General features: G+C 60.6%; 14 protein-coding genes and 1 tRNA gene. 8 read left to right on the forward strand and 7 right to left on the reverse strand.

The genetic code is table 11. The features are described from left to right. The first annotated feature begins 110 nt into the window (after positions 1–110). Positions 111–183, forward strand: a tRNA-Lys gene (locus tag MHJ63_RS00100). 104 nt (positions 184–287) lie between these two features. Here the strand turns inward: MHJ63_RS00100 and MHJ63_RS00105 are convergent. After that, positions 288–1,682 carry a D-arabinono-1,4-lactone oxidase gene (locus MHJ63_RS00105; RefSeq protein WP_239445763.1) on the reverse strand — a complete coding sequence of 465 codons (1,395 nt, stop codon included), beginning with the start codon at positions 1,680–1,682 and terminating at the stop codon, positions 288–290. Beyond that, complete coding sequence (locus MHJ63_RS00110; RefSeq protein WP_239445764.1) at positions 1,679–2,956, reverse strand: type III PLP-dependent enzyme domain-containing protein; 1,278 nt, start codon at positions 2,954–2,956, stop codon at positions 1,679–1,681. The genes MHJ63_RS00105 and MHJ63_RS00110 overlap by 4 nt, the downstream gene beginning before the upstream one ends. Positions 2,957–3,163: 207 nt before the next feature. Here MHJ63_RS00110 and MHJ63_RS00115 point away from each other — a divergent pair, with 207 nt between their 5' ends. The 3 genes from MHJ63_RS00115 to MHJ63_RS00125 all read left to right on the forward strand — a co-directional run bounded on the left by MHJ63_RS00115 (position 3,164) and on the right by MHJ63_RS00125 (position 9,220). Further along, complete coding sequence (locus tag MHJ63_RS00115; RefSeq protein ID WP_239445765.1) at positions 3,164–4,495, forward strand: endonuclease/exonuclease/phosphatase family protein; 1,332 nt, start codon at positions 3,164–3,166, stop codon at positions 4,493–4,495. 31 nt (positions 4,496–4,526) lie between these two features. Continuing rightward, positions 4,527–5,387, forward strand: a complete 861-nt coding sequence (locus tag MHJ63_RS00120; protein ID WP_052048611.1) for a hypothetical protein — start codon at positions 4,527–4,529, stop codon at positions 5,385–5,387. A gap of 239 nt (positions 5,388–5,626) precedes the next feature. Then, positions 5,627–9,220, forward strand: coding sequence for a DUF7507 domain-containing protein (locus tag MHJ63_RS00125; protein ID WP_239445766.1), 3,594 nt, complete (start codon positions 5,627–5,629; stop codon positions 9,218–9,220). Between the two features lie 216 nt (positions 9,221–9,436). Here MHJ63_RS00125 and MHJ63_RS00130 read toward each other — a convergent pair whose 3' ends face one another. Next, positions 9,437–10,819: a DUF445 domain-containing protein gene (locus tag MHJ63_RS00130; protein WP_239445767.1), complete on the reverse strand. Its 1,383-nt coding sequence runs from the start codon at positions 10,817–10,819 to the stop codon at positions 9,437–9,439. Between the two features lie 90 nt (positions 10,820–10,909). On the opposite strand from MHJ63_RS00130, the gene MHJ63_RS00135 reads away from it, so the two are divergent. Both MHJ63_RS00135 and MHJ63_RS00140 read left to right on the forward strand, forming a co-directional pair. After that, complete coding sequence (locus MHJ63_RS00135; protein WP_035757310.1) at positions 10,910–11,728, forward strand: glycerophosphodiester phosphodiesterase; 819 nt, start codon at positions 10,910–10,912, stop codon at positions 11,726–11,728. Positions 11,729–11,908: 180 nt separating this feature from the next. Next, positions 11,909–12,967: a D-2-hydroxyacid dehydrogenase gene (locus MHJ63_RS00140; protein WP_239445768.1), complete on the forward strand. Its 1,059-nt coding sequence runs from the start codon at positions 11,909–11,911 to the stop codon at positions 12,965–12,967. 93 nt (positions 12,968–13,060) lie between these two features. Here MHJ63_RS00140 and MHJ63_RS00145 read toward each other — a convergent pair whose 3' ends face one another. The 4 genes from MHJ63_RS00145 to MHJ63_RS00160 form a co-directional block, all read right to left on the reverse strand. Continuing rightward, the gene (locus tag MHJ63_RS00145) at positions 13,061–14,863 is read right to left on the reverse strand and encodes a dipeptide ABC transporter ATP-binding protein (protein WP_239445769.1); all 1,803 of its coding nucleotides are present in this window, start codon (positions 14,861–14,863) and stop codon (positions 13,061–13,063) included. A gap of 336 nt (positions 14,864–15,199) precedes the next feature. Further along, positions 15,200–16,330, reverse strand: a complete 1,131-nt coding sequence (locus MHJ63_RS00150) for an acetate/propionate family kinase (protein WP_070490835.1) — start codon at positions 16,328–16,330, stop codon at positions 15,200–15,202. Positions 16,331–16,432: 102 nt separating this feature from the next. Further along, entirely contained in the window at positions 16,433–18,538 is a 2,106-nt protein-coding gene (pta, locus tag MHJ63_RS00155) for a phosphate acetyltransferase (protein ID WP_239445770.1), read from the reverse strand. A gap of 297 nt (positions 18,539–18,835) precedes the next feature. Further along, positions 18,836–19,972 (reverse strand): hypothetical protein, encoded by a 1,137-nt coding sequence (locus MHJ63_RS00160; protein WP_239445771.1) that lies wholly within the window; start codon positions 19,970–19,972, stop codon positions 18,836–18,838. A gap of 197 nt (positions 19,973–20,169) precedes the next feature. On the opposite strand from MHJ63_RS00160, the gene MHJ63_RS00165 reads away from it, so the two are divergent. Together MHJ63_RS00165 and MHJ63_RS00170 are read left to right on the forward strand one after the other, a co-directional pair. After that, complete coding sequence (locus MHJ63_RS00165) at positions 20,170–20,484, forward strand: thiamine-binding protein (protein WP_070490829.1); 315 nt, start codon at positions 20,170–20,172, stop codon at positions 20,482–20,484. Between the two features lie 82 nt (positions 20,485–20,566). Further along, positions 20,567–21,877, forward strand: a complete 1,311-nt coding sequence (locus MHJ63_RS00170) for a GNAT family N-acetyltransferase (protein WP_052048620.1) — start codon at positions 20,567–20,569, stop codon at positions 21,875–21,877. The last annotated feature ends 41 nt before the right edge of the window (positions 21,878–21,918 follow it).

Consider the following 21,918-nt stretch of genomic DNA (forward strand, 5'->3'; position numbering starts at 1 on the left):
GGAACACGCGCGATCGCGGCCGGGTTGGTGCCGGTGGCGGGGGCAGGAGGCAGCGATCGTGACGGGCGGGTTAGGGAAACTGCGGTGGTGTCGTTTACGATAGGGAGCTGGGGCCTATAGCTCAGCTGGCAGAGCACCGGACTTTTAATCCGTTGGTCCCGGGTTCGATCCCCGGTGGGCCCACACAAAGATCAGCCTCGGAACTGAGCAGACGGTACGCCGTCGATGCGTCAGCTCCGAGGCTGATGTGTTTTTGAAGCTCGCGTGTGTTCACACCCTGAGCACGTTCACACCCCGAGCATCGTGGACAAGTGGCTGTTGAGGAGCACCCCGTTGGGGTCTACTTGTTTGCGGACGGTGAGCCAGTCGCCGAAATGTGGGTAGCGCTCGTGGAGGTCCTCTGGCCCGAGGGTGTGGAGTTTGCCCCAGTGGGGGCGCCCGCCGGCGGCTTTGAAGATGTCTTCGAGCACGGCGAAGTATTTTCTGTGGTCTTCGCGGTAGAAGCGGTGAACCGCGATGTAGACGGAGTCGCGGCCGTGAGCGGTTGAAAGCCACACGTCATCGCCTTTGGCAGTCCGGACTTCCAGCGGGAATGTGATCCCTTCCGGGAACGCGTTGACGGCGCGGACCACTTCGCTGAAAACCTCGTGATAGTCGGCAATGTCGATTGCGTATTCCATTTCGCGGAACCGTGTGCGCCGTGGCGAGACAAAGACCTTATGGGAGGTGTCAGCGAAACTGCGGTTGCCCATCGTGCGTGCCGCGAGTTTATTGAGCGCCGGAACGGTTTTCGGCGCGAACCTGCCGAGCTCGCAGATGGCGCGGTGCCCGCCGTTGTTGAGCAGTTCGTCCCCGAGCCAGTGTTTGAACGAAGACAGCGGTTTATCGCCTTCGAGGCCGGGGGAGCGGCGGTTGATTTTGCGGGCCACGACGTCAGTGTGCTGAAACCAGTAGAACTCGACGTGGTCGCGTTCGCGGGAGAGCTCAACGAAGTTCTCGAGCGTGTCGGCCAGCGGCACGGGCCGTTCCTCTGCATGCAGGATGAACGCGGGCACGACGGCGAGGGTTGCGTGGATGATGACGCCGAGCGCGCCGAGACCCACGCGTGCGGCCTCGAAAAGCTCAGCGTTTTGGGTGGGGGACGCGGTGACGATCTGCCCGGTTGGTAGCGCGATGCGCAGTGCACGGATCATGCCCGCGTAGCCGGTGAATCCGAGGCCGGTGCCGTGGGTTGAGGTTGACAGTGCGCCGCCGATGGTTTGCCGGTCGATGTCTCCCATGTTCGCTAACGCGAGCCCATAAGGTTCCAGTAGGGCTGGTAGCTCCCACAAGTGGGTTCCGGCGCCGAGCGCTACGGTCCCGCCCAGTGGGTCGACTGCGTAGAGGCCGTGGAAGTTCCGCATGTCGAGCAGGATCTCGTCGGTGTGCGCTAGCGGGGTGAAGGAGTGGCTTCCACCCACAGGGCGGACGGTGCGTTTCTCTTCTGAGGCGCGCACCAGCAGTGCCGCGAGCTCGGCTTCATCACGCGGGGTGAAAACCTCGGCTGGTTCGCTGCGGTAGAGGCGGCACCAGTTGGTCCACTCTTTACCTCGGGTTACGGCGCGGGCGGTCTTGTTGGAAGCGCGGGCGCTGGCCCGGCTGGCGCGGGTGCCGGCCTTTTTGGTGTGGGGATTGGTTTTCATAGGAATGCTTTCCCTTCGCCACGGTAGGTGGGCCATTCGTCGATGACTTCTGAGCCTGAGATGACTACAACGCTGTTGAGGCGTTCCGATACTTCGCCGGCTTTCGCGTGCCGAAACCACACGACATCGCCGATTGCAAGGCCGCGAGCGCCTCGTCCGGTGAGCGGGGTCTGCACTTCACCGGGACCTTCAGTTGCGCGGTAGGTGACGTTGGGTGGCCACGCGACCCTCGGTAGCCGGCTTGGACCGGGCGGCCCGGAGGCGACCCAGCCCCCGCCGAGCACTGTTGCGGTGTTCTTGTTGGGGCGGCGTACAACATCCATCCCGAACGCGAGGGCCGGCGCTGGTTTGAAAGCGGTGTAGTGGTCGAATAGACCGGGGCCGATGAGCCCGGAGCCTGCCGCTACCTCCGTGATGGCAGCTTCGGTCCCGGTGGTCTCGATCGAACCGGTCCCGCCGCCGTTGACGAAACGCAACGGAGCGATCTCGGAGACAGCATCGACGGTTTCAGCACGCCGTTGCGCGATCTCTTTCGCGGAAGCCGTCTGGATGCGCCGCAAGATCACTTGCCGCGGCGAGCTCCCCGCGTTCGCCTCGCCTGCGATCTGCCCCTCGTAGGCCATGAGCCCATCCAGCGTGAAACCCTTCCTGCCCACGATGTGGGCCGCCAGCCTGGCCACCTCCTCCGGGCTGGATAGCGGCGAACGTGCCGCACCCACCATGACGCCGCGTACGGGACGGTAAGCCGCATCGAGCTCTATAGCGACCTTGAGGTCCGGATGGCCGGGGGCGAGGTGATCGATAATCTCCAGCTGCTGCGGATCATCGACCATGAGGGTCACGTGCTGCAGCGCGGCCTCGCTCGCCGTCCACGCCGCAATCGCTTCGGCATTCACGCTCGGGTACGCAACCACGATGTCCTGATAACCCTTTTCGGCAAGCCACACGGCTTCCGCCAGCGTGAAACCCAGAATCCCAGCGAAACCAGGAGTCTGCAGTGCGGCATCGAGCGCCTTACGGATGCGCAGCGACTTACTCGCAACCCGAACCGTAGGGGACAAGCCGGTGTTAGTGCCGGTGTTAGTGCGGATGTTACTGCGCAGAGTGGAAGCCTTCTTGAGACGCTTGACAAGGCTTTCGGCATTCGCGTGAAAATGATCCGCGAACAAAACACCCACAGGGCGCGAGGCGTAGCCGGCATCAACCAGGATGTCCTTGAGTGCCGGCCAGTCAATCTTCACATCAGAGACGCGACTGTTGCGGAAGCGGTGCATGCTTAGTCCTCCGAACAACGAGACTTCAGGTCACGGAATGGTCACGATTAGATACCGATAACCACCCCTTCAGGTTACGTCGCGCGGGATTGAACACGCCAGATCGGCGCGATTGCAAGGCAAAACGCCGATAACAATCAAACTGTGAACACCCTGTGCAGTCTTAGTTTTTCTTGCATCTGAGCCGAAACCTTCTACCGTGGAAGTATGCGACGTTTCTATGCGGCCGCCGCAGCGGCCCTGTTCGGCATCACGCTGGGCGTCGCCCCACAAGCAACAGCGGCAACGCTGAACCTCAAACCTGAAGTGCTTACCGTTGGGGCGAACGCCTCAATGGTGCACACCGGAAAGCAGCACACCGCAAAACAAGACAGCGGCAAAGCATCGCTTCGTGTAGCTACCGTGAGCGCCGGCCTGAGTGAAGAGCGAGAAGGGGCGCTCGCCGAGCGCCTCGAAGGCGGTAACGACACCGCCGCTCAGATGCTCGCCCGCAGCGTCCAGCAGACGCGCCCGGATGTTCTCCTGGTCACTGACATCGATACGGACAGCCACGTCGCTGACATCTTCAATGAACAGTACCTCGGCCAGGCACAAACCGACGGCGCCGAAGCAAACGCCGATGCGGGTGCTGATGCAGGATCCAAGGAACTTTCCTCGATCGAGTACAAGTACGTCTACTCCGCAACAACGAATGCGGGCGTGCAGGCCGGTGCCGACCTCAACGGAAACGGCACAACAGGGGACCCCGGAGACGCTTTCGGTGCAGGAGACTTTGAGGGACAACGCTCGATGGTCCTGTACTCGCGTTACCCCATCGATCAGGACGAAGTCCGTACGTTCAATGACCTGATCTGGGATGACGTACCGGGCAACAGCCTCGATACTGAGAAGTACTCGAAGCTTGTGAGGTCGGTTCTTCCGCTGAACTCAACGAGCATGTGGGACATCCCGTTGAAAGTTGACGGCGAGACCCTGCACGTGATCGCAACAGACCTCACCCCGGACAATGGCGAAGGCGCTGACCCTGTGCGCAGGCTTGACCAGTTGCGTTTCCTCAGCATGTACCTCAACGACAACGCTAAGTTGCGGGAGCTGACCGATGACGCCGGGCAGTACGGCGGCTTGGATAAGTCCTCTAGCGCGGTTGTGCTTGGCGCCCTCGGTCCGGACGAGGCATCCTTGGGTAACGACGCAGACCAGATGCGTCAAGACGCATCGGCCGAACTTGAAACGCTCATGGATTCGAAATCCCTAGAGGTTGCGAAACCCTCCATGGCTGCTGGGCAGTGTGAGAACACGTTGCCGATACAGATCCGCACGTTCATGGACTTCATGTGCGCAACCCAGTATGCGACCCGCATGGACGGAGTGGCTAGCCGCTCCGACTATGTTGGGGTCACGGCGGGTCCCAAGATCGTAGAATCCGGAATTGAAACCGCGATGAGCGATGCGGGAGACCACCACGAACACGGCTCAACCGATCACCTGAGCGGTGAGCGCCGCATGGTGTGGGCTGACATCACGCTCAAGCGTGACTAAGAGCCCCCGCCCAGCACGTTAGGCTGGGAACATGTCTACTGAGAACACGCCCCGTACTCAAGCGACGCCGCGCCGCGCCCGTAAAGCGCGCCAACGTCGCAGCGCGGAGGTAGTTCTACCGCGTGAAGCAACCGAAATGCTCGCCCGCAGCATCGTGACCGATGGCGGCAAGGTCAATGACGGTTTCGAACGAGGCCTCAAACGCGTCGTTGGGTGGCAGAGGCCGGTAGTCGTCGCCTACATCCGCCGGTTGAGCAAGAAGCACCCCACCGCAACCCCAGCTGAGCTCGCACGCATCATCGAAGTGAACTATGTGCGCACCGTAACAACCATGGGTGCCGCGGGAGGTGCCGCCGCCATCGTGCCTGGGCTAGGCACACTCGCATCACTCGGGCTCTCCGCAGGTGTGGCCATCGGCTACCTGGAAGCGACCGCGCTCTATGCGCAAGGCATGGCAGAACTGCACGGAGTCGCCGTGGATGACCCGGAGCGGGCAGGCGAGCTCGTGATGGCCCTCATGCTGGGCGAAGAGGGCATCAAGATCCTCAAAGACATGTCCGGCGTTATCGCATCCGGCGGCAAAATCGGGATGCGCACCTTCTTCGCCACAGCGATCGGCGCGGGCGGATCATATGCCTCACTCGGCAAGCAACTGCATTCAAAGTTCCTGAAGAAATTCGCCAAACGACAATCCGCGTCCGCGCTGGGCCGCGCGATGCCGTTCGGGGCAGGCGCGGCATTCGGCGGGGTAGCGAACCGGGTTCTTGCCCGCCGCGTGGTGCGAGCCGCCCACGAACTGTTCGGCGATATGCCCACGGTCACGCCGCGTGACGTGAAAGCTACAGAGCCGCGAGACGCACTGGAAGTGGCCCCGGAAGCGATCGAGAAGTGAGCCGTTAACTTCCATCACGGATGTGCTGGTGGCCCACGGTCGATGTAGAATCTTGTGTTGTATTTCACCCATCTCGCGCCACCACTGTGCCCTCGCGGCTCCGCACGTGCAGTATGCCTTAGTCAACATGTACTGGAGCCTGGGTTGAGACCGTCTGCGGGCCTGACATCGGCCGCCCGCAGGTGTTACGCATAGCTATGTGGCGCGGGGTCTCTAACTAGTTCTAGAGCGGAGCGCATATGACCTGGGGTCCTCACCTCACATCTGCACGCAGCGCAAGTCGCAAACGACGTGCACGGGGCGTACTAGCCCTCATCGCTTCATTCGGCCTCATCGGATCGATGGCTACAGGCGCAGTCACCAGCCACGCAGCCCCGGAACAGGCCGTCAACAGCTCCGTGCTTGCCACGAGCAAGCAAGCGGCTAAGCCGCGGCAGATCACCGGGACCGTCTATAACGACGTCAACCAGGACAAGACCCGCAACGAGGGCGAAAAGGTGCTATCCGGCTATGAGGTGGCACTGTTTGAAATGCGGACGCTGGCAAAGGCTGCCGGGGTGCCTAAACCCAAAGATGCTGTAGCCTCCATGAGGTCAGATAGGGCAGGAAAGTACGTCTTCAACGACGTAGCGGACGGCACATACGTCGTCGTCATCTATCCGGTGGAAGCCACCGACGGACTCACCCACGCTGGCAGCTTTGTCCCACAGGAACAGGGCCTGTGGCACACCGGACCCATCGGCATCAATGGCACCACAGGGCACGCGGGCATCGACTTCGGCATCATCAAGCCTCAGCTAGGTTTCAAGGTGACGAAGAAAGTCAACGGCGCCAACAGCGTGACCCTGGAGGCCGGTAAGAAAGCGACGTTCACCACGGAAGGTGAAAACACCTCCAACGTGACGCTGGATCGAGTAACCCTCACCGACACCTGGATGAGCGGACGCGAACCGCTGTCCCACACATGCACGTTCTATAAAGCGGATGGCACCCAGTACAAGGGTCAGGCGCTGCGCGAGACCTACATGGGTTTCCCGAACACCAAGACAACCGTCAAGATGAAGGCGGGCGAATCCTTCAAGTGCTCCGCAACCTACGTTGTGACGCAAGCTGACGTCGATGCGAAACAAGACCTCACCAACGAGGCCAGTGTTCGCGGCGCCTACGACTACCTCGACAACTTCGGTAGCAAACAGAGGCCAAGGGAGACACTGGACGTGAGGGCCACCGACAGCGCAGTGATCCGCCTCTCCGACGAGGAGCCAACGCCGGAGCCAACCGAAAAGCCTGAACCAACCGAGAAGCCTTCGCCGACGACGGAGCCGACTGACAAGCCTGAGCCGACCGAGAAGCCTGAGCCTACTGAGGATCCGACCGAGGAGCCTGAACCGACCGAAGATCCGTCGCCGCAGCCAGGCGGGGACGCGTCGATGAAGCTCGTGACCCTCATCGACGGCGAAAAGTCTGTTGAGAAGAACGTTGGCGATGCCGCGAAGTTCACCATCAAGCTCGAGAATACGGGTGCAGCTGACCTTCACGACGTCGCGTTCACCGGTTCCTGGGTTGACGGTAAGGAACCGCTCGAACTCTATTGCGAGGTCGACGGCGACTACGTTTACGCAGACGACGAGAAGTTCGCGCTGAACGTCGGTGAAGCCCTCAACTGTGAGTCCGAATACCGGATGACGCAAGGAGATATTGACGCGGGCGAGCCTCTCAAGAACACCGTGACTGCTGAGGCCGTGACCCGCCCAGCATCCGGTGAGCCACAAAACCTCAAGGAAACTGACTCCGCGGAAGTCATCCCAGCAGCCGCAGACGCACAGCTTGAGGTAAGCAAAGAAGCGTGGGGCGAATACGGTGACGACAACAGCACGGTCGGCGACGAGATCGAATACTGGTTCACGGTACGCAACACCGGCAACGTGACTGTTTCCGACATCGAAATCAATGACCAGATGCTCGCCGACGCGGGCGAGGACGTCGTCTGTGAAGACGACACACTCGCACCGAACGGCCAGACTGAATGCTCCGCGACCTACACCGTCACTGACGGCGATGTGGCGGACGGTAAGACGGAGATCATCAACACCGCGACCGCGAAGGGCAAGACCCCTGCCGGCGAGGACGTCGAAAGCGATGAAGCGACCGCGACCTCCCCAGTTGGCCTGCCCGCTTTGCAGATCGAGAAGAGCATCCTCGATGAGCCAGCCGAAGGCTTTACCGCTGGCGATACGGTGACTTACAGCATCGTGGTGACCTCCACCGGTACCGGTAGCGTCGAAAACGTTCTGGTCAACGACCAGATGCTTTCCGACCGCGGCTCCGAGCTGACGTGTGAATGGAACGGTCGAGGCATCGCGAACGGGCGGATTTTCCTCGACCCGCAAGACACCGCAACCTGCACGGGTTCCATCACTGTCACTGAGGAAGATGCTGCCGCTGGCAAGCCAATCGTGAACACGGCAGAGGCAAGCGGCGGATACAACGACGTCGAAGCCGACACGGTGACCGCTACCGCAGAATTCACGCCGGCAGCGACGAAGGAACCTAAACCGACGGAGGAGCCGACCGAGGAGCCTTCGCCGACGGAGGCGCCGACTGAGCAGCCTTCGCCGACGGAGGAACCGAGGCCGACGGAGGAACCGACCGAGGAGCCTTCGGGTGAGCCAACGGCTGAGCCGACGGAGGCACCTTCGCCGACTGAAGAGCCGACTAGCGAGCCTACGGAGGAACCGACTGAGGTGCCTGAGCCGACCGAAGAGCCTACGGAGCAACCTTCCCCGACAACGGAGCCGACGGAGGAACCGACCGCAAAGCCGACTAGCGAGCCTACGGACGAACCGACGGGTGAGCCAACGGCTGAGCCGACCGAGGAACCGACGGGGAAGCCTTCGCCGGAGCCTACTGAGGCACCGAAGGCCCCTCAGCTGTCGCTGACGAAACTCCTGAAGGACCCTGCCACGGGCAAGCTCGTAAGCGAAGCGGAGCTCGGCGCGGGTGAGACCGCTCAGTTCACCATCACGGGTATCAACTCCGGTGAGGTCGCGGTTCAGCCTGTCAGGCTCGTTGACACGTGGGTTGAGGGTAAGGCTCCGCTGGACCTCGCATGCCAGATTGACGGCAAGAAGGTGAATGTCAAGGACGCGTTGCTGCGGCTTGAGCCGAAGCAGTCGCTGATCTGCATCACTGAATACACCGTGACCGAAGCCGATGTCGCCAAGCAGGAAGACCTGGTCAACAAGGCAACGATCACCGGCGACGCCGTCAAGAACAAGGCGGGGGCGCGCGCTGCGAAGAGCGTGACGACGTTCAGCGCAACCAAGGCCGATGCTGGCGAGAAGGGCGCGGGCGCGAGCGCGTCTGCTGAAGCTGTCATCAAGATGCCGGCACCAGCATCGACCCCGGAACCGACAGCGGAGCCAGAACCGACAAAGGAACCAGAACCGACAGAGGCGCCAACGAACGAGCCGACCGAGAAGCCGTCGCCGGAGCCATCGGAAAACCCATCCGAGGAACCGAGCGAGAACCCATCGGAAAAGCCTTCCGAGAACCCTTCTGAGGCACCTTCCGAGAAGCCGTCTGAAGCGCCGTCTGAGAACCCATCCGAGGAACCAAGCGAGAAGCCATCTGAGGAATCAAGCGCGGACCCGACGGTGGAAGCATCTGAGGACCCAGCAGGCGATTCAGGTAGCGAAGCCAGCGAGGACTCCGCCGACTCGGGTTCCCTCGCAGCAACCGGTGCGCAAGTAGCGGGTGCCATCGCGATCGCCGTAGGCCTCATCTTCCTGGGGATTCTGCTGACGATCATCATGCGTCGCCGCAATAAATAAGGCGGCCTCGACTAGCCCGGCAGCCGGCCTGCCCCATTAGAGCAGGCCAGCACAACAACAGGGTGGGAACACGAAAACCGTGTTCCCACCCTGCTGTATCTGTATTCACTTCTCACTCGCAGACGGAACTGCCGGCTAGGGCGGCGCTGTCGGTCCAGGTGGAATGACCGGCCAAGAGGGACCCCACATCCGGCCCGCCACAGAACACACTCAACGCTAAGAGAGCCCGGCACTCACCAAACTAGCCAACGCAAAAATAGCGACACCAGCCAACGAACCCACGACAGTACCGTTGATCCGGATGAACTGAAGATCCCTACCCACCATCAGCTCGATACGATCCGTAGCCTGAGACGCATCCCAATCACGCACAGTATCCGTAATCAGCTCAACAGCCTTATCCCTATACCGCACAGCAGCCCACCGGGCAGCCTGAACAGCCCACACATCGACCTTCGCAGCAAACGGATCGCCACCAACCAACCGCCGGCCAAGATCAACCAAGCCATGCGTCAAAGACTCACGCAACGGCGCATCAACAGAAGCCGCAGCATCGGACACAGACCGCTTCATCTGAACCCACACATCGGAGGCAACCTGACGCAACCGCGGATCCGAAGCCAACGAAACCTTCAAAGCCTCAAAACGCTCCTGCGTCACAGCATCCCGCTGCAAACCATCAGCAACAGAGGCCAACCAACCATCCACACTCACACGCAAAGGGTGAGCCGCATCAGACCGCGCCGCCTCCAAAACACTGACCAACTCCCGATGCAAACGCTCACCGATCAACCGATCCACCCGCGACGGCAACCAGCCAGGCGTCCGATCAGCAACCAACCGATGAACAACCTCCGGATGCTCCCGCAACCACCCAGCCGCTTGATCGACCAAAGACTCCACCGCCGCAACATGCTGCCGATCATCCACAACCCGGCCCAAAACCATGCCAACCGTGCTAGCCCACTGCGGCTCAACCACATGCTCACGAACCAAACCCTCAGCGACCCGCTGAAAATCATCATCCGCGACAACCTCCATCAGCCCAGACGCGATCGTCAAAAGCTCGCCCGAAAGCTGCTCAGCCCGCTCACGATCAGCGATCCAGCCACCCAACGGCTGCGCAACACGAAGATTCGCCAAACGCTTCTCAAGAACCTCATCATTCAAGAAATTCTCACGAACAAAAGCGCCCAAACTATCGCCAATCTGATCCTTCTTCCGAGGAATCAAACCCGTATGCGGGATCGGCAAACCCATCGGCCTACGAAACAAGGCCGTCACCGCAAACCAATCCGCCAACGCACCAACCATGCCGCCCTCAGCGCCAGCACGAACATAACCAGCCCACACAAAACGATCCTGCAACGCAAAACCGACCGCAAAAATCACAGCCAGTATTGCGAGCAGTGCCGTCGCGACGAACTTCATTTTGCGAAGAGCCTGGCGCCGCTCTTCATCGGTAGGAGCACTCAGGTTAGGGCTAGTAGCGAGCTGGAACGGGGAGGGTTCCTTGCTAGTTGGCTCTTTGTCGGCCGGTTGTTGATTGAGCGGCTGTTGGTTGGGCGGCTGTTGGTTGAGTGCAGGGGTGGACGGCACGGAATCCTCCTCAATGAAAATGAACAATCCAATCTAAACACCTGCGCCGCATCGTTAACAGCTCAGGGCGTAAGAAGCTAGGCTGAAGGCGTGCCACGCATATTTGCTCACCGCGGATCATCAGGCCGCTATGCCGAAAACACTCGCGCTGCCTTCATGCAAGCAATCCAGGACGGAGCCGACGGGCTGGAATGCGATGTGCGGCTCACCGCCGACGGCGAGGTTGTGGTGCATCACGACGCGAAACTCGGGCGGACATCGAACGGGTCAGGTCCGGTGAGCGAGCATAGCTTGGCGCAACTGCGCGGAATGGACTTCAGCAGCTGGAAGAACCCGAGTTGGCCAGCCGAATACGGGGGAGTACGCGAGCAGCTCTTGACGTTGGATGACCTGCTCGATATCGCGGAGGCGGCTGGCCGGCCGATCGAGGTAGCGATCGAAGTGAAACACACACCCGCACACAACCCGGCCCTCGATGAAGCGGTGTTGGCGATCCTGGAGGCCCGCTCCACCCCCTCCTCTTTAACCTTCGGCAACGTGAGTGCTTCTATTATGAGCTTCAGCCCCACCTCGGTACGGCGCATGATCGAGGTCTGCGGGGCCGAAAAGGTATGTATGCTCATTGAAAATAAGCGACTGACCAAGCTACAAAGGTCGCGACAAAACGCTGCGATGAAAATGCTCAATGAAACTGCTCAACTCATGGCGGGCCCAGGAGTATCGTTCATCCGGGCGCATGAAGAACATGTACGCCGATGGATACGCCAAGGCACGAAGCACCGTGTGTGGACAGTCGACACGCTCGAAGACGCCCACTACCTACTCGATCTAGGGGTCGAAGAGCTCACCGGCAACTACCCAGCCGAGCTGCGGCAAGCACTACAAGACGCACCCACCCCCACGCCCTAACTAACCTTCGGCACCAGGTATGTAACCTTCGGCACCAAAATTGCAGTTATTAACCCCGCAACGATTAATTTCAGCAATTACGTTGCCCAAGATTAAAACGAGGGGCAGACCGCACCGCTGCTCAACACGCCCGCGCACTAGGATGGCAACCAAACCAAACCCCATCCCACAGGAGCTAGCATGCAGAAGGAAACGCGCCCCCGCATCGTTATCGCAACCCCGCTGAACGAAGAGCTCACCAGCCGCATCAGCACCGAACTTCCGGAATGCGAGATCGTCAGCGCACCTGACCTGCAACCGCCAGCGCGATACCCCGGAGACTGGCCCGGTGACCCGAACTTCACCCGCACCGCAGAGCAACAACAACGCTACGAAGAGCTCCTCGCAACTGCCGACGCACTCTTCGCAGTACCAGACGAATCCGGCACTCTCCTCGGCAAAATCGTGGAGAAAAACGACAAACTCCGTTGGGTTCACACCACCGCGGCCGGCGGCGGGGCACAAATCAAACGCGCCAACATCAGCCCTGAACGCCTCGAAACATTCACCGCCACCACATCGGCTGGTGTCCACGCGCAAACCCTCACCGAGTACGCGCTATTCGGGATCCTCGCCGGCGCGAAAGACCTGCCCCGCATCCAGGAAGATCAACGGAACTCTCATTGGCCGGAGCCTCGCTGGACGATGCGTGCACTCGCAGATATGACCGTTCTGGTCCTAGGTTTGGGCGGCATCGGCTCCCGCACGGCAGCCGTGTTCTCTGCTGTTGGCGCCCGAGTCTGGGGTGCTTCACGTTCAGGGCGCCCAGTTGACGGGTTGGACAGGGTCATCCCGATGGATGAGTTGCACGGCGCGCTGGGCGAGGTGGACGCGCTCGTTGTGACGCTACCCGGCACGTCAGCGACCCGCCACCTCGTGGACACTGAGTTTTTGGACGCGTTGAAGGACGATGCGGTTGTGGTCAACGTGGGGCGCGGCTCGGTGATCGATGAGGCAGCTTTGGTTGAGGTGCTTGATCGGGGGAAGATCAGTTTCGCTGCGCTGGATGTGACGGAGCGGGAACCGTTGGCGCCGGAGAGCCCGCTGTGGCGACACGAGAAAGTGATGATCACCCCGCACAACGCCGCGCTGTCGAACAAGGAACCGGAGAGGGTCGTGAACTTGTTCATTGAGAACGCGAAAGCCTGGCTCGCCGGTGAAGAGATGAAAAACGTGGTCGATAAGGTCCACTTCTACTGACAATTTTGTACCTTCGGCATCGCTAGTGCAGAAAAGGCCCCCTCGGGGCCGAATTTCAGCACTAGCGATGCCGAAGGTGGTTAACGGGGGTGGTCAGGCTCCCTGGTCTTCCTCAAAGCCGAGTACATTGCCGGGGATGGACGCCAACAGTTTCCGTGTATACGGGTGCCGCGGGTTCGTGAAGATCTCCTCCGAAGACGCAGCCTCCACCAGTTCACCCGACTTCATCACACACACATAGTCCGAAATCAGCCGCACCACCGCCAGGTCATGCGAAATGAAAAGATACGACAGCCCCTTCTCTGCCTGCAAGCGTCCCAGCAACTTCAAAATCTGGTCCTGAACCAACACATCGAGCGCCGACACCGGCTCATCACACACAATCAGATCCGGCTCCAACGCCAAAGCGCGCGCAATCGCCACACGCTGCCGCTGCCCACCCGACAATTCAGAGGGATAACGCCCCAACAACTCGAGCGGCAACGCAACCTCATCCATCAACGAACGCACCTTCTCGCGACGCTGCCTAGAAGAACCCACCCTATAGGCGTCAAGCGGCTCCCGGATGATGCGGCCAATCGTATACATCGGGTTCAAAGACGAATAAGGGTCCTGAAAAATCGGTTGCATACGGCGCCGGACACCCCTCCAATCCGCCTTCCCCATACGCAACATGTCCCGGCCATCAAACTCAATCCGTCCACTCGAGGGCTCAGTCAACCCCAACAACATGCGCGCCGTCGTCGTCTTCCCAGACCCAGACTCACCCACAAGCGCAACCGTCGAACCACGCGGAATCTCAAACGAAACATCCTTCGCCGCGAAAAAATCCTCACCGCGCCCACCACGCCTCGGATACGACTTCGACAACCCCTCAACACGAACCAACGGGCCACCAGCATCCGCCACAGCCGCCGCATCGGCCGCAGCTGCCGCATCAAGCCCCGACGCCGAATCAGCCCCACCGGAACCTGACCTCGCGCTAGACCCAGCCACCGCATCGTAAGCCCCAGCAACACCAAGCATGCCCGCATACGCGCCCGGCACCAACCGTGCCGCAGCGACCGACGGCGCCGCCGTCACCAACTCACTCGTGTAAGGGTGCTGCGGGCTCTCCAACAACTGGCGCGCAGGGCCCGCCTCAACAACACGGCCACGATGCATCACCACGATGTCCTCGGCGCGCTCTGCCGCAAGACCAAGATCATGCGTAATCAACAACACCGACGTACCCTGCTGAGCCGTCAAAGTGTCCAACTCATCGAGGATGACCCGCTGCACGGTCACATCGAGCGCAGACGTCGGCTCATCAGCGATCAAAAGACGCGGCCGGCACGCAAGCCCGATAGCGATCAAGACACGCTGGCGCAAACCACCCGAAAGTTCGTGTGGATACTGCCGGGCCTTATCCTCAGGGTCAGGGACCCCCGCCTCCCGCATCAGCTCGAGGACGCGCGCATCAACCGTGCTCTTAGTGGCTGCCCTGTTGATGAGCAGCGTCTCCGCGATCTGCGCACCGACCCGCGCCACCGGGTTGAGATTAGACATCGGATCCTGCGGCACAAGCCCGATGTGGTTGCCGCGTAGCCGCTGAAAGTCGTGGTCAGAGTAGGTCGCGAGGTCAACGCCCTCGAAGAGGATCGAACCGGACGTAATGGAGCCGTTCTCGGGGAGTAGGCCGATGACCGCCATCGCGAGGGTGGATTTACCCGAGCCGGACTCACCAACGATCGCGAGCGTCCTGCCGGGCTTCAACGTGAGGTTGGCGCCTTGGACCGCGTTGACTTCGCCATGACGAGTTTTGAAACTGACGGAGAGGTCTTTGACGTCGAGTAGCGGGCCCTCAGCGGTGGTGTTAGGCGCTATATCGTCCTCGCAGGAAGTGACGTGAGGCATAGGCACCATTTTGCCTTATGAGTGTTGTTTTCCCTCAGACGTTAATCTTCGGCACAAAAATTGTAGTTATTCGGTAAAGCTATGCGGGTCAGCGCGATGTCGAGCCGAGGGCGAAGCGGCCGAGCCGCAGCAGGGCGGCGGCATGGTAGCGATTCGCTGGCGGGCCAGTGGCCAGGCGGCACGGTAGCGATTCGATGGCGGGCCAGTTGCCAGGCGGCACAGTAGCGAGACGACGGCTACGCGACAGTTTGGTGGCAGCGTGCCTGTTGGCGAGTCTATTTCAGCAATTTCGTTGCCGAAGGTTCCTTAAACCGTAGTTTTGGAACACTCTTGTTGCTAAAGGTTAGAGAGGAGGTGGGCGGTGGCTTTCGCGATCGCGACCTCCTCGTCGGTTGCTACGACCATGACTGTAATGGTTGAGTGTTCGGTGGAGATGATGGTGGGTTCTGTGCTGGCGTTGTTGTTCGCGTTCTCATCGATCTCGATCCCGAGCGGCGCGAGGCCTTTGCAGACGATGTCACGGAACGGCGCGGAGTTTTCGCCGATGCCGCCGGTGAACACGAGTGAATCTGCTCCGCCGATCGCTACATGGTAGGCGCCGATGTATTTCTGTAGCCGGTACGCGGCAACATCGAGCGCGAGCTGCGCTTCGGGGTTTGTTGCCGCCGCATCGACCACTTCTTTCATGTGTGAACGTCCCGCGAGCCCAAGCAGGCCGGAGCGTTTGTTCAGCATGATATCCAGCTCGTCGGCGGTGTAGAGGCCGCGTTCGATGAGTTGCGTTACCACGGAAGGGTCGAGGTCGCCTGACCGTGTCCCCATTACCAGGCCCGCGAGCGGGGTGTAGCCCATCGAGGTGTCGTAGGACTTGCCGTTGCGGATTGCGGTGACGGATGCGCCGTTGCCGAGGTGGGCGACGATGCCGTTGAATTCAGCACTAGTGATGCCGAGGGTTGCGGCGGCGGTGTTGGCGACGTATTCGTGGCTGGTGCCGTGGAACCCGTAACGGCGGACACCGTGTTCTTTGTAGAGGACGTCGGGGATGGCGTATCGCCAGGCTTTTTCTGGCATGGTCCGGTGGAACGCGGTGTCGAAGACGACGACTTGCGGCAGCTCCGGCCACTGTTCGGATACGGCCCGTAGGCCCGACGCAGCGGCCGGGTTGTGTAGCGGTGCGAGCGGGGAGAGCGCTTCGATTTCTTTGATGACGTCCGGGGTGACGAGCGTAGGCTCTGAGAATTTTTCTCCCCCGTGCACGACACGGTGCCCGACAGCGTCGATGCCGTGGTCGTCGCCGAGTTCCCGCTGCATGTGTTCAGTGACGAGGGTGAGAGCCTCCCCGTGGTCGTCGACGCCGCCGAGCCCGATCTCTTCAACGTTCCCAGAAAGCGCTTCGTGGCCTGTTTCTGGGTCGAGGATCACGTATTTGAGGGACGAAGAACCCCAATTCATCACGAGAATACGCACCGCAACCTGACCCTTCTACACGCTGTCTTGAGGTGAGGCGCATGTGCGAGGCGCCCACCACATCGTAGTCTAACTGGGATTAGAGCACTCCCGTTGCCGAAGTTAATCGTCTTGGTGTGGGGTGCGCTCGCGTGGGGTGAGGCTTTGCGCTTGGATCGCCGTGATGGCGACGGTGTTGACGATGTCGGCGACGGTGGTGCCGCGGGAGAGGTCGTTGACGGCTTTGTTGAGTCCTTGGAGTACGGGGCCGACTGCGACTGCGCCAGCGGATTGTTGCACGGCTTTGTACGTGTTGTTGCCGGTGTTGAGGTCGGGGAAGATGAGGACGGTGGCTTGGCCTGCAACGTTGGAGTCGGGCAGTTTGGATGCGGCGATGCTGGCGTCGACGGCGGCGTCGTATTGGATGGGGCCTTCGACGGGGAAGTCAGGGTTTTGGGCGTGGACGAGTTCGGTTGCTTCACGGACACGGTCGACGTCTTCGCCGCTGCCGGAGGTTCCGGTGGAGTAAGAGAGCATCGCGACGCGCGGGTCGACGTCGAATTGGCGTGCTGTTGCGGCCGATGCGGTGGCGATGGACGCGAGTTGTTGCGCGGTCGGGTTGGGGTTGACGGCGCAGTCGCCGTAGACGAGGACTTTCTCCGGCAGGCACATGAGGAACACGGATGAGACGATGTCTGCGCCTGGACGGGTCTTGATGATTTGGAGGGCTGGGCGGATCGTGTCGGCGGTTGTGCCAACCGCTCCTGCGACCATGCCGTCCGCGCCGCCGGTGTGCACCAGCATCGTGGCCCAGAACGTTTTATCAGACATTTTGGCGCGCGCATCGTGTTCGGTGATGCCTTTGTGTTTGCGTAGTTCGTAGAATTCGCGCGCGAACTCTTCGGTGCGCGGGTCGGTTTCGGGGTCGACGATGGTGACGCCGGTGAGGTTGATGCCTTTTTCACGGGCGAGGGTCTCGACTTCTGGGCCGCCGAGGATGATGAGGTCGCAAATGTTGCGGCGGGTGATGATTTCAGCGGCGCGTAAGATGCGTTCGTCTTGCCCCTCGGGGAGCACGACGGTGCGGCGGTCTTGTTGGGCTTTGGTGATGAGCCGGTGGAGGAACCGGATGGGGGTCACGACGTCGGGGGCGGGCAGTTCGAGGCGGGCGAGGAGCTCGTCTTCGTCGACGGATTCTTCCCACGCGGAGAGTACGGCCGCGTTTTTGCGGGCGATGTTGTCGGTGATGTCGCCGTGGATGTTCGCGACGGTTTGCGCGGTGGTGAAGGTGCCTTGTTCGGTCGCGTAGACGGGGAAGGGCGCTTCGGCGAGGACGGGTAAGACCGCGGAGTCGACGGGGCGCGGCCCGGTGACGAGGACCCCGGCGGTCGAGTAGAAGTCGAGGGTGCGGGAAGCGGCGACGGCGGCGAGGAGGACGTCGCTGCGGTCGGATGGTGTGATGAGGAACGTGTCGTCGGCTATGTAGCGTTCCAGTAGGTAGCCGACGTTCATGCCGGCGATGATGGTGTTGTTGATGGTGCGTTCGGGGTTGTTGGTGCCGGCGATGAGGCGCGCGTCGGTTGCTTTGGCGATGTTTTCGACGGTGGGTGCGGTGACGTCGGTGAGTTCGGGGATGACGTAGACCTTGCGGTGGGAGCGGCCTGGCCGGACTTGGGTGCGGATGTCGTCGAGGAGGGCCGGGTTGGCGCGGTTGACGATCATGGACAGTAGGGACACGTTGGCGTCGTAGAAGGCGTCACGTGCGAGGTCGACGGCTTCGGCGACGTCGTGGGCGGTTTTGTTGGAGCCGTTGACGACCCCGATCATGTGGCTGCCGAGGTGGTTTGCGAGGCGAGCGTTGAGTTCGAATTCGCTGCCGTAGTCGTGGCCGGTGAGGTCGGTGCCTTCGATGACGATGACGTCGGTGTTCGCGGCGAGTGTTGAGTAGGTTTCGAGGGTGCGTGTATAGATTTCTTCGGTGCGGCCGGAGGCGATGAGTTCGTGTGCTTCGCTGCGGGTGAGGCCGACCCCGGAGTTTTCGTTGGTGAGGCTGTAGTTGGCGCGGAAGTACTGGAGCGAGGTGTCGTTTTCGGGTGTGTCGGCTTCGGTGATGGGGCGGAAGAAGCCGACGCGGGTTGCGCGACGGTGGAGGAGTTCGGTCACCCCGACGGCGATGATCGTTTTGGCTGCGCCGGGGGCAGTGGCAGAAATGTACAGGCCGCGGGTCATGAAGTCCTCGCTGTGTGGTGGGGGATGTACGTGTGACCCCTACATTTTCCCACCATTTTTCATCTTCGGCACTTTAACTGCTGCAAAAGTGGCGATAACGACAATGTTGATGCCGAAGGTTAAGAAATGGAGTAACACGGCATGCCTGAACGCTACCGGGTGGCTAGTTTTGCGGCAGCTACGCGAAGATGGCCACCGAGTTTGGTGAATGTCTGGGTCATTGTTGGGGAAATAACAGCACACTCGGTGCCGAAGGTTAGAGATAGGTAGGGTGGGGCGCAGATCATGGAGTTGGTGTCAGGCCGCTAACGCGTAGCCGAGCGCTTTACGGATCTGGCGGATAACAGGTGACTGCGCCAGCGCCGGCGCCAACCCCATTGAGGCTGGCTGCCATACCCGCAGTTTGATCCCGTAATGCCCGATGCGTACCCCGAGCGGCCGCATCGGCCTCTGTTTGTTTTTGCTGAGTTGGTTCCAGGCGGTGAGGCGTTCCCGGGTCAGCCAGCCGAGGCGCTCCTGCGGTGATATGTCTTTTTCTGTGACGATGATTTGCTTCCATCCGAGCCGGGCTGTGAGTGCGTTGCGGCGCGCGTCGGTGACTTGTTTCTTTGCGCTTGTGTGGATTGCGCCGTCGTATTCGCACGCTACTTTCGTTTCGGGCCAGGTGAGGTCGGGGCGCACGATGGGGTGTCCGTCGTGGTCTTGGATCCACCGGTTGACGGCAGGTTCGGGCAGTTGAGCTTCGCGGCAGGCGAGTCGTAGGCGGGTTTCTTGGGGCGAGTCGGCGCCGATGCGTGCGAGGCGTAGTGCTTTTCGCGCGATTCTGATGCCTGGAATGTGGGGGTGCGCGTCGATGAACGCCGCGATTTTCGCGGGCGTGGAGAGTGGTTTTTCGCGGTTTTCGTATTTTGGGTTGGGGATGCGGATGATGTGGTCGAGGGTGATGACCATGTTTTCGAGGTCGAGGATGTTGGCGAGGTCGAACCAGGTGCGTTCGACGGTGGTGATGTGTATGTGGGTGGGGAATTCGGGGTCGGGGAGGGTTGTGACGTCGCCTGGTTTGAGGCGTCGTTTGTTCCATTCGAGGTGGTGGCCTGGGTGGTCGCGGCGCCAGGTGCGTGACCAGAGGCTGATGCGTGGTGTTGGGGTGTTTGGGTCGGTGGTGGGGTTTTCGATCCAGTGGGGTAGTGGGAGTTTGTAGTGTTGGGCTGCTTGTATTCCTGTGATGACGATGCGGGGGCGGCTTCTGCTGTAGGCGCGGGCGATTGCGGTGGGGGTGGGTGTGGTGTTGCGGTGGCAGTAGATGCTTGGGGCTACGCGTGTGTATTGGTGTGAGCGGAGTTGGCCGGGTGTGAGGCCGGCTTGGATGGCTTCTTGGCGCGTGAAGACAGTGTTGTGGAGTGCTTCTGGTGGTGGTGTGAGTTTTCTTCCCATGGATGCATCATGGGGTGTTTTTGTGTGGCGTGGAGGTGATTTCTAGAATCTGTGGATAATTATTCTTTGGCAACGTAATTGCTGGAAAATCTGTGGATAGTGGCCTGGGTGCGCGGTTTTGTAGCACTGGTGTTGCCGAAAGTTAAAGGGTGTCACTTGGGTGGGCTTCGCCGGGTAAACGTGGCACGCTGTTTTTTATGATTGTTGCTTTTTCTGTTGCGCCTTCCGGTGCTGGTGCTGACAGTGATGGTTCGGTCGCTGAGGCTGTTGCCGAGGCGGTGAAGGTGGTCCGTGATTCGGGGCTACCGAACCGCACGTCGAGTATGTTCACGGAGATCGAAGGCACTTGGGATGAGGTGTTTGATGTGATCAAGCGCGCCACCGAGGCGGTGGAGCGGTTCGGTTCCCGTGTTTCGCTGGTCATCAAGGCTGATATTCGTCCAGGGTTCGATGGGGAATTGGACGGTAAGCTTGAGCGCTTGGAGTCCGCTATAAGCAAGTCGGATAGCTGATTGTTGTGGCGACGCGGTACGCACGCGTCGGTCGAGTTCGCGTGGCCGGTTCGGGTTCGCATCGTGGTTGTGGGAGGTTTGAGTGACTGACGTTCCTGTTGGGGGTTTCTCTTTTCAGGGGTTGCTGTCTTCGGTCACCCATGAACCTGAGGCGTTGGCTACTATTCGCCGTCAGTTGGAGGCGGAGGGCGATACTCATGCGAGTGCTTCTTTCGGGAAGTTGTTGGCGTTGTTGACGACGTTGACTCGATCTCGGCGTGTGCTGGATATTGGTGCGGGGCTGGGGTATTCGTCTGGTTGGTTTTTGCAGGCGTTGCCGGCGGATGGGCATTTGCATGCGTTGGAGATTGACCGTGACTGCGCTGCCCGGGCGCGGGAGAATTTGCGTCTGTTGGACCCGGAGGGTGAGGCTTCGGGGCGGTGGACTGTTGATGCGGGGCCTGCGGTTCGTGCGTTGCATCAGTTGACGTGGAATCGTTTGGCTCCGTTTGATGTGGTGTTGATTGATGCTGATCCTGAGTCGGCTGCGACGTATTTGAAGTGGGCTTTGCGGTTGACGACGCCGGGTTCGGTTGTGGTTGTGCGTGGGCTGGATGCGTTGGCGGATGCGGATGTTGAGGCTGTGGAACGGGCGTGGGCTGAGGAGTCAGCGTCATCGGAGTCTTTATATGCCGTTACGGGTAAGAAATCAGCCTCGATAGATGCCGCTACGGGAATGTATGGAGCGTTGCAGCTTTTGCGTGACGATCCGCGGTTCGCTTCAACTGCGTTCGGTTGTTTGAGTGAGCAGGTTTCCTCCGGCACGGCGGTCGCCTTGATTACCGCGGCGAGCCCGCCCGCGTCGGCTGGCACTGATGTGCGCATCGAGCCTATGACTGCGGAGACAGTCAGAGATGCTTTGCGTGTCAAGAATCAGGGCTGGCGTGATACCTATGACAAGTATTTGGGTGAAGAAGACCTGAATGAGATGGATGCGCGCCTAGATAAAGATGTGGCTGCGTGGTCGGCTATGCTGGCGCGCCCAGGTAATCAGTCGCGTTTTGCGGTCGCGCGTACCTCGGATGGTCAGGTGGTTGGTGTGGCGACGGCGGCGCCGATTCTTGATGACCAGGATCGTTTTGAGACGCACGCAAAGTGGCAACTGTTCACTTGCTACGTGGACAAGGCGTGGCATGGCAGTGGGATTGCGTCGCGGCTGGTGGATTTTGTGGTTGGTGAGGATTCCTGCATTTTGTGGGTTCTGGAGGATAATGCTCGTGCGCGCGCTTTCTATACGAAGCTTGGTTTCGTTGCCGATGGGGCGGTGGAGAATCTGCCGGATGAGTGGTCGGGCGCGCGAGAGATTCGCATGATCCGCAATGTTCCAACGAAGAATTTGACGACGCATTCATGAGCGGGGGCTCAACGCGGCGCGTGGGTGTATCGCGTAGGAAG

It is taken from the genome of Pseudoglutamicibacter albus, assembly GCF_022346425.1.
Lineage (GTDB): Bacteria > Actinomycetota > Actinomycetes > Actinomycetales > Micrococcaceae > Pseudoglutamicibacter > Pseudoglutamicibacter albus.

Excerpts from the sequence above, each read along its gene's own strand:
- pta (WP_239445770.1), bottom strand. The coding sequence starts at position 18,538 with ATGACCCGCGGCCTGTACATTTCTGCCACTGCCCCCGGCGCAGCCAAA.
- MHJ63_RS00145 (WP_239445769.1), bottom strand. The coding sequence starts at position 14,863 with ATGCCTCACGTCACTTCCTGCGAGGACGATATAGCGCCTAACACCACC.
- MHJ63_RS00125 (WP_239445766.1), top strand. The coding sequence starts at position 5,627 with ATGACCTGGGGTCCTCACCTCACATCTGCACGCAGCGCAAGTCGCAAA.
- MHJ63_RS00120 (WP_052048611.1), top strand. The coding sequence starts at position 4,527 with ATGTCTACTGAGAACACGCCCCGTACTCAAGCGACGCCGCGCCGCGCC.
- MHJ63_RS00140 (WP_239445768.1), top strand. The coding sequence starts at position 11,909 with ATGCAGAAGGAAACGCGCCCCCGCATCGTTATCGCAACCCCGCTGAAC.
- MHJ63_RS00160 (WP_239445771.1), bottom strand. The coding sequence starts at position 19,972 with ATGGGAAGAAAACTCACACCACCACCAGAAGCACTCCACAACACTGTC.
- MHJ63_RS00110 (WP_239445764.1), bottom strand. The coding sequence starts at position 2,956 with ATGCACCGCTTCCGCAACAGTCGCGTCTCTGATGTGAAGATTGACTGG.
- MHJ63_RS00105 (WP_239445763.1), bottom strand. The coding sequence starts at position 1,682 with ATGAAAACCAATCCCCACACCAAAAAGGCCGGCACCCGCGCCAGCCGG.
- MHJ63_RS00115 (WP_239445765.1), top strand. The coding sequence starts at position 3,164 with ATGCGACGTTTCTATGCGGCCGCCGCAGCGGCCCTGTTCGGCATCACG.
- MHJ63_RS00165 (WP_070490829.1), top strand. The coding sequence starts at position 20,170 with ATGATTGTTGCTTTTTCTGTTGCGCCTTCCGGTGCTGGTGCTGACAGT.